This is a genomic window from Micromonospora sp. C95 (genome assembly GCF_018070465.1).
In the GTDB taxonomy this organism is placed as follows: Bacteria; Actinomycetota; Actinomycetes; order Mycobacteriales; family Micromonosporaceae; genus Micromonospora.
This window is the reverse complement of the sequence record NZ_JAGPXT010000010.1, coordinates 57,766-72,499: the sequence shown is the minus strand read 5'-3', so window position 1 is coordinate 72,499 and position 14,734 is coordinate 57,766. Positions and strand designations below refer to the sequence as shown.

17 protein-coding genes are annotated in these 14,734 nt (G+C 71.5%); 9 read left to right on the top strand and 8 right to left on the bottom strand.

What is annotated here, in order from left to right; translation table 11 throughout:
• Window positions 1–356: 356 nt before the first annotated feature.
• The 4 genes from KBX00_RS14480 (at window position 357) to KBX00_RS14465 (ending at window position 3,767) form a co-directional block, all read left to right on the top strand.
• Window positions 357–2,048 carry a nitrite/sulfite reductase gene (locus KBX00_RS14480; RefSeq protein WP_210827098.1) on the top strand — a complete coding sequence of 564 codons (1,692 nt, stop codon included), beginning with the start codon at window positions 357–359 and terminating at the stop codon, window positions 2,046–2,048.
• Window positions 2,045–2,206 (top strand): hypothetical protein, encoded by a 162-nt coding sequence (locus KBX00_RS14475; RefSeq protein ID WP_210827097.1) that lies wholly within the window; start codon window positions 2,045–2,047, stop codon window positions 2,204–2,206. Before KBX00_RS14480 ends, KBX00_RS14475 begins: the two co-directional genes overlap by 4 nt.
• A complete protein-coding gene (locus tag KBX00_RS14470) occupies window positions 2,203–2,967 on the top strand; it encodes a phosphoadenylyl-sulfate reductase (RefSeq protein WP_210827092.1) in 765 nt (254 codons plus the stop codon). Before KBX00_RS14475 ends, KBX00_RS14470 begins: the two co-directional genes overlap by 4 nt.
• Before the next feature lie 89 nt (window positions 2,968–3,056).
• A complete protein-coding gene (locus tag KBX00_RS14465) occupies window positions 3,057–3,767 on the top strand; it encodes a sirohydrochlorin chelatase (protein WP_210827340.1) in 711 nt (236 codons plus the stop codon).
• Between the two features lie 160 nt (window positions 3,768–3,927).
• Here KBX00_RS14465 and KBX00_RS14460 read toward each other — a convergent pair whose 3' ends face one another.
• A complete protein-coding gene (locus tag KBX00_RS14460) occupies window positions 3,928–4,185 on the bottom strand; it encodes a WhiB family transcriptional regulator (protein WP_007072794.1) in 258 nt (85 codons plus the stop codon).
• A gap of 444 nt (window positions 4,186–4,629) precedes the next feature.
• Window positions 4,630–5,574, bottom strand: a complete 945-nt coding sequence (locus tag KBX00_RS14455; protein WP_210827083.1) for a diacylglycerol kinase family protein — start codon at window positions 5,572–5,574, stop codon at window positions 4,630–4,632.
• Window positions 5,575–5,616: 42 nt separating this feature from the next.
• On the opposite strand from KBX00_RS14455, the gene KBX00_RS14450 reads away from it, so the two are divergent.
• Window positions 5,617–6,006, top strand: a complete 390-nt coding sequence (locus KBX00_RS14450) for a hypothetical protein (RefSeq protein WP_210827081.1) — start codon at window positions 5,617–5,619, stop codon at window positions 6,004–6,006.
• Between the two features lie 17 nt (window positions 6,007–6,023).
• Here KBX00_RS14450 and KBX00_RS14445 read toward each other — a convergent pair whose 3' ends face one another.
• Together KBX00_RS14445 and sodN are read right to left on the bottom strand one after the other, a co-directional pair.
• Window positions 6,024–6,431 (bottom strand): anti-sigma regulatory factor, encoded by a 408-nt coding sequence (locus KBX00_RS14445; RefSeq protein ID WP_210827079.1) that lies wholly within the window; start codon window positions 6,429–6,431, stop codon window positions 6,024–6,026.
• 213 nt (window positions 6,432–6,644) lie between these two features.
• Entirely contained in the window at window positions 6,645–7,049 is a 405-nt protein-coding gene (gene sodN / locus KBX00_RS14440; RefSeq protein ID WP_210827077.1) for a superoxide dismutase, Ni, read from the bottom strand.
• A gap of 25 nt (window positions 7,050–7,074) precedes the next feature.
• Between sodN and KBX00_RS14435 the strand changes: the two genes are divergently transcribed.
• The 3 genes from KBX00_RS14435 (at window position 7,075) to KBX00_RS14425 (ending at window position 9,808) form a co-directional block, all read left to right on the top strand.
• On the top strand, window positions 7,075–7,467 hold the full coding sequence (locus KBX00_RS14435; protein WP_210827075.1) for a S24/S26 family peptidase: 393 nt from the start codon (window positions 7,075–7,077) through the stop codon (window positions 7,465–7,467).
• A gap of 134 nt (window positions 7,468–7,601) precedes the next feature.
• Window positions 7,602–8,780 (top strand): NADP-dependent malic enzyme, encoded by a 1,179-nt coding sequence (locus KBX00_RS14430; RefSeq protein ID WP_210827073.1) that lies wholly within the window; start codon window positions 7,602–7,604, stop codon window positions 8,778–8,780.
• A 65-nt stretch (window positions 8,781–8,845) separates the two neighbouring features.
• On the top strand, window positions 8,846–9,808 hold the full coding sequence (locus KBX00_RS14425; RefSeq protein WP_210827070.1) for a zinc-binding dehydrogenase: 963 nt from the start codon (window positions 8,846–8,848) through the stop codon (window positions 9,806–9,808).
• An 86-nt stretch (window positions 9,809–9,894) separates the two neighbouring features.
• Here KBX00_RS14425 and KBX00_RS14420 read toward each other — a convergent pair whose 3' ends face one another.
• Window positions 9,895–10,875, bottom strand: coding sequence for a chlorophyllase (locus KBX00_RS14420; protein WP_210827068.1), 981 nt, complete (start codon window positions 10,873–10,875; stop codon window positions 9,895–9,897).
• Between the two features lie 171 nt (window positions 10,876–11,046).
• Between KBX00_RS14420 and KBX00_RS14415 the strand changes: the two genes are divergently transcribed.
• Entirely contained in the window at window positions 11,047–11,214 is a 168-nt protein-coding gene (locus KBX00_RS14415; RefSeq protein WP_210827066.1) for a hypothetical protein, read from the top strand.
• Window positions 11,215–11,244: 30 nt separating this feature from the next.
• On the opposite strand, the gene KBX00_RS14410 is transcribed toward KBX00_RS14415, so the two are convergent.
• The 3 genes from KBX00_RS14410 to KBX00_RS14400 are packed head-to-tail and all read right to left on the bottom strand — an operon-like array spanning window position 11,245 to window position 14,677.
• Complete coding sequence (locus KBX00_RS14410) at window positions 11,245–12,366, bottom strand: acetate/propionate family kinase (RefSeq protein ID WP_210827064.1); 1,122 nt, start codon at window positions 12,364–12,366, stop codon at window positions 11,245–11,247.
• Window positions 12,363–14,438 carry a phosphate acetyltransferase gene (gene pta / locus KBX00_RS14405; RefSeq protein WP_210827062.1) on the bottom strand — a complete coding sequence of 692 codons (2,076 nt, stop codon included), beginning with the start codon at window positions 14,436–14,438 and terminating at the stop codon, window positions 12,363–12,365. Before pta ends, KBX00_RS14410 begins: the two co-directional genes overlap by 4 nt.
• A 59-nt stretch (window positions 14,439–14,497) precedes the next feature.
• The gene (locus tag KBX00_RS14400; RefSeq protein WP_210827060.1) at window positions 14,498–14,677 is read right to left on the bottom strand and encodes a DUF6104 family protein; all 180 of its coding nucleotides are present in this window, start codon (window positions 14,675–14,677) and stop codon (window positions 14,498–14,500) included.
• Between the last annotated feature and the right edge of the window lie 57 nt (window positions 14,678–14,734).

Below are 14,734 nucleotides of genomic sequence, written 5' to 3'. Positions count from 1 at the left end.
TATCGGACAAATCGCCCACATCGCGAGCCTGCCACACGGTGACGCTCGGGGGAGCCGGCAGCGACCGCCCGTGATGTGGGATCGCGCACGGGACCATTGGCCGCCCCGCCCGAGGTGTGGCAGCATGACGTGCATGACTGCCGCTGTCGTGCGCCGCTTCGTGGCTCGACGCCACGTTGATTACGGCCGCGTGCGCAGCGCCATCTGTCCGGCTCACTGACGACGCCCGACCATCCCTGCCTCGGGCACGCAGCGCGCCGGCCGTGCAGAGACATCGCTGTCCACGGTCCCTCCGGGAACCGGTCGTCGCGCGCGCCAGCCCCACCGAGGCGCAGCAGACAACGGAGGACGCCGCGATGGCAGTCAGCGAGATTCCGGCCCGCCCGCCGCGGGCGCCCCGGCGCCCCCGTGGTGAGGGCCAGTGGGCGCTCGGGCACCGGGAGCCCCTCAATCCCAACGAGCGGATCAAGAAGGACGACGATCCGCTGAACGTCCGGGCCCGCATCGAGAACATCTACGCCCACCGTGGGTTCGCCTCCATCGACCCGCAGGACCTGCGCGGACGGTTCCGGTGGTGGGGTCTGTACACCCAGCGGAAGGCGGGCATCGACGGCGGACGTACCGCCGTGCTGGAACCGCACGAGCTGGAAGACGAGTTCTTCATGCTGCGGGTACGCGTCGACGGTGGCCAGCTCGACCTGACCCAGCTGCGGACCATCGCCGAGATCTCCCGGGAGTTCGCCAGGGACACCGCGGACATCACCGACCGGCAGAACATCCAGTACCACTGGATCCGCGTCGAGGACATGCCGGAGATCTGGCGGCGGCTGGAGTCGGTCGGCTTGCAGACCACCGAGGCGTGCGGCGACTGTCCCCGGATCGTGCTGGGCAGCCCGGTGGCCGGGGTGGCCGAGGCCGAGCGGATCGACCCCACCTCCGCCATCGACGAGATCGTCAAGCGGTACGTCGGCGACAAGCAGTTCTCCAACCTGCCGCGCAAGTTCAAGTCCTCGATCTCCTGGCTGGTGGACACCCCGTACGAGGCGAACGACATCGCCTTCCTCGGTGTCGACCACCCGGAGCACGGCCCGGGCTTCGACCTCTGGGTCGGCGGCGGGCTGTCCACCAACCCGATGCTGGCCCAGCGGCTCGGCGTCTGGGTACCGCTGTCCGAGGTACCCGACGTCTGGGCCGGGGTGGTCGGGATCTTCCGCGACTACGGCTACCGCCGGCTGCGCCACCGCGCCCGGCTGAAGTTCCTGGTCGCCGACTGGGGTGTGGCCAAGTTCCGGGAGGTGCTGGAGAAGGAGTACCTCGGCCGGACGCTGCTCGACGGCCCCGCCCCGACACTGCCGGAGCGGCCCATCGACCACATCGGCGTGCACCGGCAGCGCGACGGCCGCAACTACGTCGGCGCCGCCCCGGTGGTCGGGCGGGTCTCCGGCGCCCAGCTCGCCCGGCTCGCGGACGTGATCGAGGCGCACGGCAGCGGGCGGGTGCGACTCACCCCGTACCAGAAGCTGCTGGTGCTCGACGTGCCGCCGGAGCGGACGGAGTCCCTGGTCGCGGGCCTGCGTGAGATCGGTCTGGAGGCCCAGCCGTCGGCCTGGCGGCGCGGCACCATGGCCTGCACCGGCATCGAGTACTGCAAGCTCGCCATCGTCGAGACCAAGGCGCGCGGCGAGGAACTGGTGGCCCGGTTGGAGCAGCGACTGCGCGACTTCGACGCGGACATCTCCATCCACATCAACGGCTGCCCCAACGCCTGCGCCCGCACGCAGGTCGCCGACATCGGCCTCAAGGGGCAGTTGGTGACCGGGCCGGACGGCCAGCAGGTGGAGGGTTTCCAGGTGCATCTCGGCGGCGGGCTCGGCATGGCCGAGGGGCGCACCGCCGGCTTCGGGCGCAAGCTGCGCGGCCTGAAGACGACCGCCGAGGAACTGCCCGGGTACGTCGAGCGGCTGGCCGGGCGCTACCTGGCCGGCCGGACCGAGGGCGAGACGTTCGCCAACTGGGTGATTCGGGTCGACGAGGAGGAACTGCGATGAGTGGTGAGACCCGTTCCGTGCCGCTGTACTGCCCGTACTGCGGCGAGGAGGATCTGCGGCCGAGTGAGACCGGGCACGGCGCATGGGAGTGCCACGCCTGTGCGCGGGTCTTCACGGTCCGGTTCAACGGCCTGCTCTCCCGGGCGGTGAACCGGTGAGCGCCCTGGTCTCCGCCGCCGGCCTGGGCCTGGTCGGCACCACCGCCCTGGCCACCGCCGATCCGTCCCGACGCGATCCGGACGAGTTGCGGGCACTCGCCGAACGGGCCGGCCGGGAGCTGGAGGGCGCGCCCGCGCCGGAGATCGCGCGGTGGGCGGCGGAGACCTTCGGGGACCGGTTCTGCGTGACCAGCTCGATGGCCGACGCCGTCCTCGCCCACCTGGTCTCCCGGGTCGCACCCGGGGTGGACGTGGTCTTCCTCGACACCGGGCTGCACTTCCCGGAGACCCTCGCCGTTCGTGACGAGGTGGCCCGCACGCTCCCGGTGAACGTCCGCTCCATCCGGCCGCGACTGACCGTCGGTCAACAGGACGGCCAGTACGGACCGCGGCTGTTCAACAGGTCCCCGGACGAATGCTGCCAGCTACGCAAGGTGGAACCGCTGGAGCGGGCGCTGACCGACTATGACGCGTGGGCCGCCGGCCTGCGTCGCGACGAGTCGCCGACCCGCGCCAACACGCCGGTGGTCACCTTCGACGCGCGGCGGGGCAAGGTGAAGGTCAATCCGATCGCGGCCTGGACGCAGGCGGATGTCGAGGCGTACATCGCGAGGTGGAACGTGCCGGTCAACGAGCTGTTCCGGCGCGGCTACGGCTCGATCGGCTGCTGGCCGTGCACTCGGCGGACCGGAGCCGGTGAGGATCCCCGGGCTGGTCGCTGGGCGATGTTCGAGAAGACCGAGTGCGGGCTGCACGTCTGACCGGAGGAACCGGCCCGGCCGGGTCAAGCGCCCCCCGGCCGGCCGGCGCGCCGGGTTCGGTTAGTGGTTCCGGGCCGGTTGACGAGCCGCTGCTGCTGGTCGCCCATGGCAGCCGCGATCCGCGCGCGGCCGACGCGACCAGGGCGCTGGCTCGGGCGGTCGCCGCCGCGCGCCCGGGTGCGCCGGTGTTGGCGAGTTGGCTCGACCACACCGAGCCCGGCCCGACCGAGGCGCTACAGGCGCTGGCCGCGGCCGGGCATTCCCGGGCAGTGCTGGTGCCGCTGCTGTTGACCGCCGCCTACCACCGCCGGGTCGACATCCCGGCGGCGGTGGCGGCGGCCCAGCGATCCGGCCCACCGATGCAGGTGCGGGTCACCGACGTGCTCGGGCCGGTGCGTAGTGAGGTGGACCCGGCGCTGCTGGCCGGGCTGCGACGACGGCTGGACGAGGCGGAGTCGGGCGCGTATGACGCTGTGGTGCTGGCCGCTGCGGGAACCCGGGACGCCGCGGCACGCGGATCCGTCGGCCGGGTGGCCGCCGCGTTGGGCTCGGCCCTGAACCTTCCGACCCGGGTGTCGTACGCCTCGGCGGCGCCGCCGGATGCCGGCGCGGCGGTGACCCGGCTCCGGGCGGCTGGCGCGCGACGGGTGGCCGTTGCCGCCTATTTCCTGGCACCCGGGCTCTTCCATGATGCGGTGACGGCATCTGCCCGGGCGGCTGGCGCGATCGCCGTGGCGTCCCCGTTGACCGACGCGCCGGACCTGGTGGACCTGATCCTCCGCCGAACCACCCCCACCTGACGACTCTGCCGCTCGGGGGCCGTGCAACTTCAGGGTTGTTGCTGCCTCATTTCCCGTGGAGGCAGCACTATCAGGGAAGTTGTGGGGATCATGAGCGGGCAGCAGGACGCCCCGGCGGGCTGAGCCGGCCGGGGCGTTCTGCTTCGTACGTGTGTGGTGGTCAGGCGGAGTGAGCGCGCAGCACCCGGAGGCCGCCGCGACGCTTGACGGCGCGCCGCTCCTCCTCGCTCATCCCGCCCCAGACGCCAGCGTCCTGACCGGATTCCAGTGCCCACTGCAGGCACTGGTCGGTCACGGAGCAGCGCCGGCAGACGGCCTTGGCCTGCTCGACCTGCAGGAGAGCCGGACCGGACGTCCCGATCGGGAAGAACAGCTCCGGGTCCTCGTCGCGGCAGACAGCATGGTGACGCCAGTCCATGGCGGCAACACTCCTCATTCTGGATGGGTGGCAGATGTTGCTTGTTGGTGCTTTTCCTATATGCATCCGCATTGCCGACGGTGACGGTTCGCGTCCGTCATTTCGGCAGTGCGTGAGCAGGCTGTTGGCCCCGGGGGGCTGCTGGAAAAGCTCAACGTGCCGAGCATGTCCAGGCAATGTCCCGGTAACTCAAGTTCGCTTGTGAATACTTTCACGAACTCACGCGATGTCAAGGGTGACGCTCGGAAAAACTCCGGACGGTGAGCAAGCCCACAACCCATTTGTCCGGGTTCCAGATCTCTCCGGCTACCCGTCGTATCACAGTCGAGGATCAATATAGTACAGTCCGCCGCGCATTGCTGACATTTCCGGCATCCGTCCCGGGTGTCGCAGCCGTCGCGTCGGGGGTGCCGCCGACTACCTCACCCCGGTGGTACCGGAGACCTAACAGATTACTCTGAGTGCGGCGGGAACGCTTGTGAATCTGACTTTTTCCCGTTCGCCAAGATAGTCGCCGTCGAGCTGAAACGCCTGCGGACGGCTCGCGACCAGCGTGAACTCGTCCACATCGTGCAGTCGCAGCACTCGGCGACCGCGCGGATCGGGCGTCGAGGAGAAGAATTGCGTCACGGTGCGTGTCGTGCTGGCGACGCCGAGCTGGCGCAGGGCCAGCACGTCCAGCCCCAGGTCGAACGACGCGGCCGGATTCGGGTTGACCTCACGGTCCCCGACGTACGTCCAGGGGGCGGTGTTCTGCACGATGATCGTGGCCAGCTCACCCTCGGTCGCCTCGCCCGGGCGCTCCAGCTGGATGGCCGGGTGCCGTCGCTCGTTGCCCAGCAGGAACTGCGCGCTGAAGGCCCGGAAGTAGAGCGAGGGGGAGGGGACCCGACCTCGGCGGCGCGCCTCCTCGACCCGGTGGATCACCGACGCGTCGAGCCCGAAGCCGGCGCAGAACGTGAAGAAGCGGTCGTCGGCCCGGCCAAGGCCGATCGTGCGGCGCCGGCCCAGCCGCAGTCCCTCCATGATCATGCTGGCGCCTTCCGGCCATTCCCGGGGGAGGCCGAGCGCCCGGGCGAAGACGTTCGTCGAACCGCCCGGCACGGTGGCCAGGGCGGGTAGCCGGTCGGCGGTCGGTTCGGCGCCACCCGCGGTGGTCGCTGTCATCAGGCCGTTGACCACCTCGTTGACCGTGCCGTCGCCACCGAGGGTGACCACGGCGTCGACGCCCTCCTCGGCGGCCTCCCGGGCCAGCGTGGTGGCGTGGCCGCGCCGGCGGGTGTACCGCACGGAGAGGTCGACCTCACTGCGCAGCGCTCGGACGAGGACGTCACGCGCACGCTCACTGGTGGTGGTGGCCTTCGGATTGACCAGCAGGACGGCCCGCATGGCCGGCACAATACTCCGCACCGCCACCGGTATCGTGACCGCGTGACCATCGACTCCGACCCGGCCCCCGTCACGCTGCGTTGGGCGGTCCGGCTACTGCGCGGCCAGTCGGTCGCCGTCGGGCTGGTCGCCGCCTGGCTGATCTTCGCGGATCTGACCGCCGCCGCCACCGACCTGACCTCGGCGCTGTTGGTGACGGCTTTCGCCATCGGTGCCGCAGCCGCCCTCTGGGCGCTCGGCGGCGCACTGCTGCGCCGGCGGGCCGGTGCCCGCGCGCCGGCCATCGTGCTTCAGCTCATGCTGCTGCCGATCGGCTGGTTCATGATCCAGGGCGGGCTCGGCTGGCTCGGCGTGCCGCTGATCGCGGTCGGCGTCGGCGTGACCTGGTTGCTGGTGAGCCCGCCGACCACCCGCGCTCTGGGCTTCGAGTGAGCTGACCGGGCGCCCGGTCACCAACCGGAGGCGCGCCGGGTGAGCAGCGAGATGGTCGCCCGGCTGTCGGCCGCCCGCGCCGCCGCCGAGGTGGTCAGCGCGGTGAGCACCTTCCACGCGAACGACGACTCCGCCGGCAGCCGGGCACCGGGCACCGTCGGCACGGTCACCTCGACGGTGAGTGCGTCCTCGGTGACCGAGAAGCGGCAGTCCAGCTCGGCATCCGCAGCGGCGATGGCGAGCAGCATGGCGCATGCCTCGTCGACCGCGATGCGCAGATCCTCGATCTCGTCCAGGGCGAACTGGAGGCGGGCCGCGAGGCCGGCGGTGGCGGTACGGAGCACGCTCAGATATCCGCCGTCAGCGGGCACGGTGAGGTGCACGATGTCGTCATCGGTCGTCGGCTGGCCGGTCAGTTGAGTCACCACTCATCCCCCCGGTCGGGGACTCTACCCGCTCGGGCCGCCATACGGTTGATGACGCCTCAGCGCGGCGTTCGAGCGGCACGGGTGAACCCCGCCCGGAAGCCGTTCGGGGCAAGGTCGACGGACCAACGTGTCGGCGGCCGGCGCGTCCGCGAGGGGACACGTCGACCGCCGACGCGATGAACCAGACTCAGGTGCCGTACGCGGGCGACGTCACGCCTGCTTGGTCTCCCAGAAGATCTTGGAGATCTCGTCGATCTTCTGGAGCAGTTCGTCCGCCTTGGCCGGCTCGGTGGCACCCTTGGCGCCAGCCGCGCCGGCCAGCTTGGTGGCCTCGTTGAACAGCTGGTGCAGGTGCGGGTACTTCTCGAAGTGCGGGGGCTTGAAGTAGTCGGTCCACAGCACCCAGAGGTGGTGCTTGACCAGCTCGGCCCGCTGCTCCTTGATCAGGATGGCCCTGGTGCGGAATTCCGGGTCGGTGTTGGCCTGGTACTTCTCGCAGATCATTTTCACCGACTCGGCCTCGATGCGGGCCTGCGCGGGGTCGTAGACACCGCAGGGCAGGTCGCAGTGGGCGCTGGCGCTCACGCGGGGCGCAAGGATGCGTGGAAGTCGCATCGGGATCCTCCATGGGAAGTTTGCGATGATCCAAGACGACATTACTCCTGGACGGTGGTCCCCGAGGCCGCTGGAGGTGAAACCCGTGCCCGCCCCCCGGCTGCGCTGGCCGCTGTCGGCCGTGCTGGTGACCGGACCCTCCATGGCACCCACGCTGCGGCACGGCGACGCGGTGTTGGTGCGCCGGGGCGGCCGGGCGACCCGGCCCGGTGACGTGGTGATCGCGGTGTTCCGTAGCCGACCGGACCTGCTGGTGGTCAAGCGGGCGATCCGCCCGGTCGGCGGCGGCTGGTGGCTGGCCGGAGACAACGGCCTGGTCACCGACGACTCCCGCACCTACGGCGTGGCGGACGTGCGGGGCCGGGTGGTGGCCCGGTACTGGCCCCGGCCCGGTCGGGTGCCGCCACGACCGTTATGAACCTGCTCACATACTGGACCCCCGGGCGTGACTATGCTCGGAAGTGCCCGGGTGACCCCCGCACCGCCGCCGCTCGCTCGCCTCACCGTGCGTTCGACCGGCCGGTCCAGTTGCTCGATTCTTCTGGAGTCACCATGTCTTCGTCCACCGTGGACCCTGCTGATCCCGTCTTCCAACTGCACCGCGGCGGCAAGATGGCCGTCGTCTCGACCGTGCCGCTGACCAGCCGGGACGACCTGTCTCTCGCGTACACCCCGGGTGTGGCCCGGGTCTGCGAGGCGATCGCCGCCGACCCGGCCCTCGCCCACGACTACACCTGGGCCTCGCGCGCCGTCGCGGTCGTCACCGACGGCTCGGCCGTACTAGGTCTCGGCAACATCGGCCCGAGCGCCGCGCTGCCGGTGATGGAGGGCAAGGCCGTGCTGTTCAAGCAGTTCGGCGGAGTGGACGCGGTACCGGTCTGCCTGGCCACCCAGGACGTGGACGAGATCATCGCGGTGGTCACCGCACTCGCGCCGTCGTTCGGCGGCATCAACCTGGAGGACATCAGCGCACCCCGGTGCTTCGAGGTGGAGCGGCGGCTTGACGAGGCGCTGGACATCCCCGTCTTCCACGACGACCAGCACGGCACCGCGATCGTCGTGCTGGCCGCGTTGCGCAACGCCGCGACGCTGCTCAACCGCAAACTCGGCGACCTGCGGGTGACGGTCAGCGGCGCGGGAGCAGCCGGCGTGGCGGTGACCAGAATGCTGGTGGCCGGTGGGGTGGACCCGGAGCGGATGGTGGTCTGCGACTCCCGGGGCATCATCTCCCGGCAACGCGCCGGCCTCACCGGGTCGAAGGCCGAACTCGCCGAACTGACGAACGCCGACGGTCGGCACGGCGACGTCACCGAGGCGCTGCGCGACGCCGACGTGCTGATCGGGGTCTCCGGCGGGCTGATCCCCGAACGGGCGGTCGCCGGCATGGCCCCGGGCGGCATCGTGTTCGCGCTGGCCAACCCCACCCCGGAGGTGGATCCGGAGGTGGCTGCCCGACACGTCGCGGTGGTCGCCACCGGCCGCAGTGACTACCCGAATCAGATCAACAACGTGCTGGCCTTCCCGGGCGTGTTCCGGGGTGCGCTGGAGGCCCGAGCCAGCCGGATCACCGACGCCATGAAGGTCGCCGCGGCCGACGCGATCGCCGCCGTGGTGGCCGAGTCGCTCACGCCCGAGGCCATCGTGCCCTCGCCGCTGGACCCGCGGGTGGCACCGGCGGTCGCCGACGCGGTCGCGGAGGCGGCCCGCCGCGACGGCGTGGCCCGCGCCTGAGGTGTGTGAAGGGCCCTGCCCGCGCGCGGGCAGGGCCCTTCTTAACGGGCGCTCAGCTTGTTACGGTGCGGATCATGCGTGCCGCCTTCGCCTCCCGTTTCGACGACGCCGACCCGCTCGCCGCGCTCACCGTCGGTGAGCAACCCGAGCCGAGCCTGCCCGGCGGCGACTGGGTGACGCTGCGCGTCACGGCCAGCTCGCTCAACCACCACGACCTCTGGTCACTGCGCGGCGTCGGGCTCCGCGCCGAGCAGCTGCCGATGATCCTCGGTTGCGACGCGGCCGGGGTGGACCCGGACGGCAACGAGGTGGTCGTGTACCCCGTCGTGCCGACACCGGGCGACCCGCGCGGAATGTCCATCCTCTCCGAGCACTTTCCCGGGACGCTGGCCGAGCGGGTGGCCGTACCCCGGTCGAACCTGCTGCCGTTGCCGGCGGGGCTGGCGGCGACCGACGCCGCGTGCCTGCCGACGGCCTGGCTGACGGCCTGGCGGATGCTCACCACCAAGGGCCGGGTCGACGACGCCGACGCGGTCCTGGTCCAGGGCGCCGGGGGTGGCGTGGCCACCGCGGCCGTCGCGCTGGCCGCCGCGATGGGCAAGCGGGTGTACGCGACCAGCCGCGACGCCGCCAAACGCGAGCGCATCACCGAGCTGGGCGCGACCGCCGTGGAACCGGGCGCCCGGCTGCCCGAACGGGTGGACGTGGTGATCGAGACGGTCGGCGCGGCCACCTTCGACCACTCGTTGAAATCGGCCGCCCTGGGCGCCCGGATCGTGGTCTCCGGCGCGACCGCCGGCCACGAGCCGACTGTCAACCTGCGCCGGGTCTTCGCCATGCAACTGGAGATCCTCGGCACCTCGATGGGCACGCCGGACGAACTGGCCACCCTGCTGACGTTCTGCGCCGAGCGGGGGGTGCGTCCGGTGATCGACAGCGTGGTGCCGTTCAGCCGCGTCGGCGACGCCTTCGCCCGCCTGCATTCCGGCGACGTCTTCGGCAAGGTCGTCGTCGACCACACCGCCTGAGTCACCCCGGGGCCAACAAGCCTGCTGCGCCTGCTGAGGCCGCAACATCCCTGATTTTGCGGCCTCGACCCGGTGGTTTGCGTGGGTTACAGGTTGTCGTCGAGGGTGGCGATGTCGTCGCGGGAGGCGGCGGTGGGGATGCGCTTGCGGGCTTCGGCGTCGCCGTAGAGCGTCCAGCGCAGGAACTCGGTGGTGGTGTCGGCTACCACCCGCAGTGCGGCACCCTCGCCGCGCAGCAGGGCGCGGCCGTGGTCGCCGTCGGGCAGGCTCAGCATCGCCTTCGGCCACGGCACCTTGTCGTACACGGCCTTGCCGGCGGCGTACTGCACCACCTCGTCGGCCTCGCCGTGCACGAACAGCTGTGGGGCGGCGGCACCGGCGAATGCGGTGCCCACCCCCAGGCCGGTACCGGCGAAGACGATTCCGGCGGCCAGCCGCTCGTCGCGGCCGGCGGTGAACAGCCCGATGGTGGTGACCCCGCCCGCCGAGTGGCCGGCGGCGGCCACCCGGTCGGTGGCCAACCGCCCGCGTAGCGGGTCACCGTCCCGGGCGTCGAGGGCGAGCACCCTGGTCAGTGCGTACGACACGTCGGCCGGCTGGTTGAGCACGTCGAGCACGTTGTTCTCGCCGCCACCACGGGAGGTCTTCGGAAAGGTCGGTGCGGCGACCACGAAGCCCGCCGAGGCCCACCGGGTCAGCAGTGACTCGTAGTCGTCGGGACGGCCACCGAGGCCGTGGCTGAACATGATCACCGGAAACTTCCCGTCGGCGGCGTCGGCGCCACTTGTCGGCTTTCCCCCGGCCCGGCCGGCCGCTGGATACCAGAGCGTCACCGGCAGCGGCCGGTCGCCGTCGCGGTTCAGCTTGAGCTGCCGTACGCCGAGTGCGAAGGTGCCGTCCGGGGCGCTGCCGGCGGGGATCGCCGGTGCTGACGGCGTGGCAGCCGCGGTTGCCTCTGGTGTGGGCGCACCCGCACCTTCGGTGGGCTCACGATCGGTGGAACACCCGACCAGAGCGCTGGCGACGAGGGCAGTGGCGACCAGAGCAGCGGCAGCACGACGTGACATGACTCCGATTGTGCCCGGCCCGATCTCCGGCACCACCGGTCCGGTCGCACGGATCTTGCACTTCTGGTCGGATGAATGTCGGTTTTGCTGATGATTGTCGAGACGGAAAGTGCAAGATCGCGAGTGGTTCAGGGCGCGGAGGGCTGGATCGGCTTCGCTAAGGTTCCCGGCATGGCTGAGAACTACACCGACCCGAGCGGCAACACCGAGGCGTTCCGCGCCTTTGCCAACCCGGAGGCCGCTCCGGCGGAGGCGGCGTCGCGAACCGGTCTGATCATCGGAGCGGCCGTGGTCGCCGCGGTACTGCTCGCCCTTGCCACCTGGCTCGCCTTCGGCTGACCGTCCGGCGTGCCGCGCGCCCGGCGGGGGTCAGTGGCCGCCGGCTGTGACCACGGCTCGGGCGGCACGGGCGATCTCCCGCTCCTCGTCGGTGCCGATGACGCAGACGGCGACCTCCGCGCCCTCCGGCGAGATGAGCCGGTCGCCGCTGCCCGCGTTACGGTCCGGGTCGACCGTGATGCCGAGCCGGTCGAGCCCGGCCAGCGCCGCCGTGCGTACCGGTGCCGCGTGCTCGCCGACCCCGGCGGTGAAGGTGACCGCGTCCACCCGACCGAGCAGCGCGTAGTACGCACCCACGTAGCCGGTGATCCGGCGGCAGTAGACGTCGAAGGCGAGCGCCGCGGCCTCGTCGCCGGCCGCCCGATGGGCGAGCAGCTCGCGCATGTCGTTGACCCCGCTGAGCCCGAGCAGGCCGCTGCGGTGGTTGAGCAGGTCGTCGATCTCGTCGACGCCCAGGCCGCCCTCGCGGCGCAGGTGGAACACGATCGTCGGATCGAGGTCACCACTGCGGGTGCCCATCACCAGACCCTCCAGCGGCGACATGCCCATCGAGGTGGCGACGCTCCGGCCGCCGGCCACCGCGCACGCGCTGGCGCCGTTGCCCAGGTGCAGCGTGATCGTGTTGATCTCCTCGTAGGGCCGGTCCAGCAGGTCCGCGGTGCGCCGAGACACGTACGCGTGGGAGGTGCCGTGGAAACCGTACCGCCGGATCGCGTACCGCTGGGCGACCTCGCGGTCGATCGCGTACGTGGCGGCGGAGTCGGGCAGCGTGTGGTGGAACGCGGTGTCGAAGACGGCGACCTGCGGCACCTCCGGCAGGGCCTGGCGGGCCACCTCGATGCCGGCTAGGTTCGCCGGGTTGTGCAGCGGTGCCAGCGGCACCAGTTCGGCGATGGCGGCCAGCACCGCGTCGTCGACGAGTGTCGGTGCGGTGAACCGGCGGCCGCCGTGCACCACCCGGTGACCCACGACGGTAAGGCCGCTCAGGTCCAGCCCGGCCAGGATCTGCCGGATCGCTCCGGTGTGGTCGTCCGGTCCGCCGCCGGGCTCACCGATCCGTTCCACGGTGCCCTTGTCCAGCACGCGGTCGCCGTCGTACAGCCGGTACTTGATCGACGACGACCCGCTGTTGAGCACCAGCACCTTGCTCACCGGGGCACCTCGGCGAGTGCGGCGGCCTGGATGGCGGTGATCGCCACCGTGTTGACGATGTCCGGCACGGTGGCTCCCCGGGAGAGATCGTTGACCGGCCGGCGCAGGCCCTGCATGACCGGCCCGACGGCCACCGCTCCGGCCGAGCGCTGCACCGCCTTGTAGGTGTTGTTGCCGGTGTTCAGGTCGGGAAAGATGAAGACCGTCGCGCGGCCGGCGACCGCGCTGCCGGGCAGCTTGGTGGCGGCCACGGCCGGGTCGATGGCCGCGTCGTACTGGATCGGGCCCTCGATGGCCAGTTCGGGTCGGCGTTGCCGAACCAACTCGGTGGCCGCCGCGACCTTCTCCACGTCCTCGCCGGCGCCCGAGGCGCCGGTCGAATAGGACAGCATCGCCACCCGGGGTTCGATGCCGAACCGGGCCGCGGTGTCCGCCGAGGAGATGGCGATGTCGGCGAGCTGGGCGGCGTCCGGGTCGCGGTTGACCGCGCAGTCGCCGTAGACCAGCACCCGGTCGGCGAGCAGCATGAAGAACACGCTTGAGGCGACGGAGACCTCCGGCATGGTCTTGACGATCTCGAAGGCCGGCCGGATGGTCGCTGCCGTGGTGTGCGTGGCACCGGAGACCATGCCGTCGGCGTGGCCCGCCCACACCATCATGGTGCCGAAGTAGTTCGGTTGAGCGACGATGTCGTGTGCCAGCTCGGCGGTCATGCCCCGATGCGCGCGCAGCTTCGCGTACGCCTCGGCGAACTCGTCGCGCCACGGGCTGCTCGCCGGGTCCACCACCCGGGCCTCGGCGATGTCCAGCCCCAGCTCCCGGGCCCGCCGGGCGACCTCCTCCGACCGGCCGAGCAGGGTCAGGTCGGCCACTCCCCGGCGCAGCAGGATCTCGGCGGCGCGCAGGATCCGTTCCTCGGTGCCCTCCGGCAGCACCAGATGCCGCCGTCCGGCGCGGGCCCGGTCGATCAGGTCGTACTCGAACATCAACGGGGTGACCCGGGCGGACCGGCTGACCCGGAGTCGGCCGGCCAGCTCGACGGTGTCCACATGCGCCTCGAAGGCACCCAGCGCGGCCTCCACCTTCCGGGGGTTACCGGTGCTGGGCCGGCCCTCGATCCGGCTCGACGCGGCCACCGTGTGATAGCTGTCGCTGGTCACCGAGAGCACCGCGAGTCGGGCGTTCAGTGCCTCCACCAGACGCATCGCCCGAGGATCGGGCGGCACCCCGAGGGTGAGCACCAACCCGGCCAGCGACACCTGACCGGCGACGTGCGCGGCGCTCGCCGCCACCAGTAGATCGTCCCGGTCACCGGGCATGATCAGCAGCGCGCCCTCGGTCAGGTGCTCCAGCAGGGTCGGCACGTGCGCCGCACCGACGACGTAATCGAGCACGTCGCGGGCGAGGGCGGTCTCGTCACCGGCCAGCAGCGTGGCACCCAGGGCGCCCGCCACCTCCGCCACCGTCGGTGCGGACACGCTCGGCACCTCCGGGATGGCGTACGCGGGGACCGGCAGCCGGGGCAGCGCCATCGCCCCGGGAACCCGGTTGGCCAGCACCGCGAGCACGGTCGCGCCGAGGTCCGCGAGATCGTGGTAGGCGCCCCGGGCGGCGGCGGCGATCGCCGACGGCTGCTGCCCGTAGCCGTCGACCACCGGGACCACGACGCTGCCGAACTCCGTTGCCAGCCGGGCGTTGAAGGCCAGCTCGCGCGGGCCGGCGGTGTCACCGGCGGTGGCGAAGTCACTGCCCACCACGACCATCGCCGCGAACCGCCGCTCCACCTCCCGGTAGCGCTCGACGATCCGGGAGATCAACTCCTCCCGACGACCGTCGGCGACCAGGGCGGTGGCCTCGGCGTACGTGGTGCCGTGCAGGTCCGCCACCGGTAGCCCCACCCGGTAACGCTCGCTGAGCAGGGTGAGGATCGGGTCGGGGCGATCCTGCGCGACCAGCGGCCGGAACACGCCGATCCCGCCGACCTGTCGGGACAGCAGCTCGGCGAGGCCGAGGGCGATCGTCGACTTACCCCCGCCCGAGCCGACACTGGTCAGGTAAACGCTCCGGGCCACGCTCTCACGCTACAAGATCAGGGTTGTTCCCGCGTGGGTCCTCGGACCGGGCCGGCTCATCAGTCGTCGTCTTCGTCGTCGAGCCGGGCCAGCCAGGTGGCGAACCGTTCGATCGGGGTCTCGAACTCCGGGTTCAGGTCGACGAAGTCACGCAGCCGCGCGCCCAGCCACTCCAGGCTGACCTGCTCCTCGCCGCGCCGCTCGACAAGTTCCTCGATGCCCCGGTCGGTGAAGTACATGGCTCTACTCGCTTCCTCACCGGCGTTTCCGGTGAAGCCGGCCGGTCCCGCCCCACC

Excerpts from the sequence above, each read along its gene's own strand:
- KBX00_RS14460 (WP_007072794.1), bottom strand. The coding sequence starts at position 4,185 with ATGGACTGGCGTCACCATGCTGTCTGCCGCGACGAGGACCCGGAGCTG.
- KBX00_RS14430 (WP_210827073.1), top strand. The coding sequence starts at position 7,602 with ATGTCTTCGTCCACCGTGGACCCTGCTGATCCCGTCTTCCAACTGCAC.
- KBX00_RS14480 (WP_210827098.1), top strand. The coding sequence starts at position 357 with ATGGCAGTCAGCGAGATTCCGGCCCGCCCGCCGCGGGCGCCCCGGCGC.
- KBX00_RS14420 (WP_210827068.1), bottom strand. The coding sequence starts at position 10,875 with ATGTCACGTCGTGCTGCCGCTGCTCTGGTCGCCACTGCCCTCGTCGCC.
- KBX00_RS14455 (WP_210827083.1), bottom strand. The coding sequence starts at position 5,574 with ATGCGGGCCGTCCTGCTGGTCAATCCGAAGGCCACCACCACCAGTGAG.
- KBX00_RS14415 (WP_210827066.1), top strand. The coding sequence starts at position 11,047 with ATGGCTGAGAACTACACCGACCCGAGCGGCAACACCGAGGCGTTCCGC.
- KBX00_RS14475 (WP_210827097.1), top strand. The coding sequence starts at position 2,045 with ATGAGTGGTGAGACCCGTTCCGTGCCGCTGTACTGCCCGTACTGCGGC.
- KBX00_RS14435 (WP_210827075.1), top strand. The coding sequence starts at position 7,075 with ATGATCCAAGACGACATTACTCCTGGACGGTGGTCCCCGAGGCCGCTG.
- sodN (WP_210827077.1), bottom strand. The coding sequence starts at position 7,049 with ATGCGACTTCCACGCATCCTTGCGCCCCGCGTGAGCGCCAGCGCCCAC.
- KBX00_RS14400 (WP_210827060.1), bottom strand. The coding sequence starts at position 14,677 with ATGTACTTCACCGACCGGGGCATCGAGGAACTTGTCGAGCGGCGCGGC.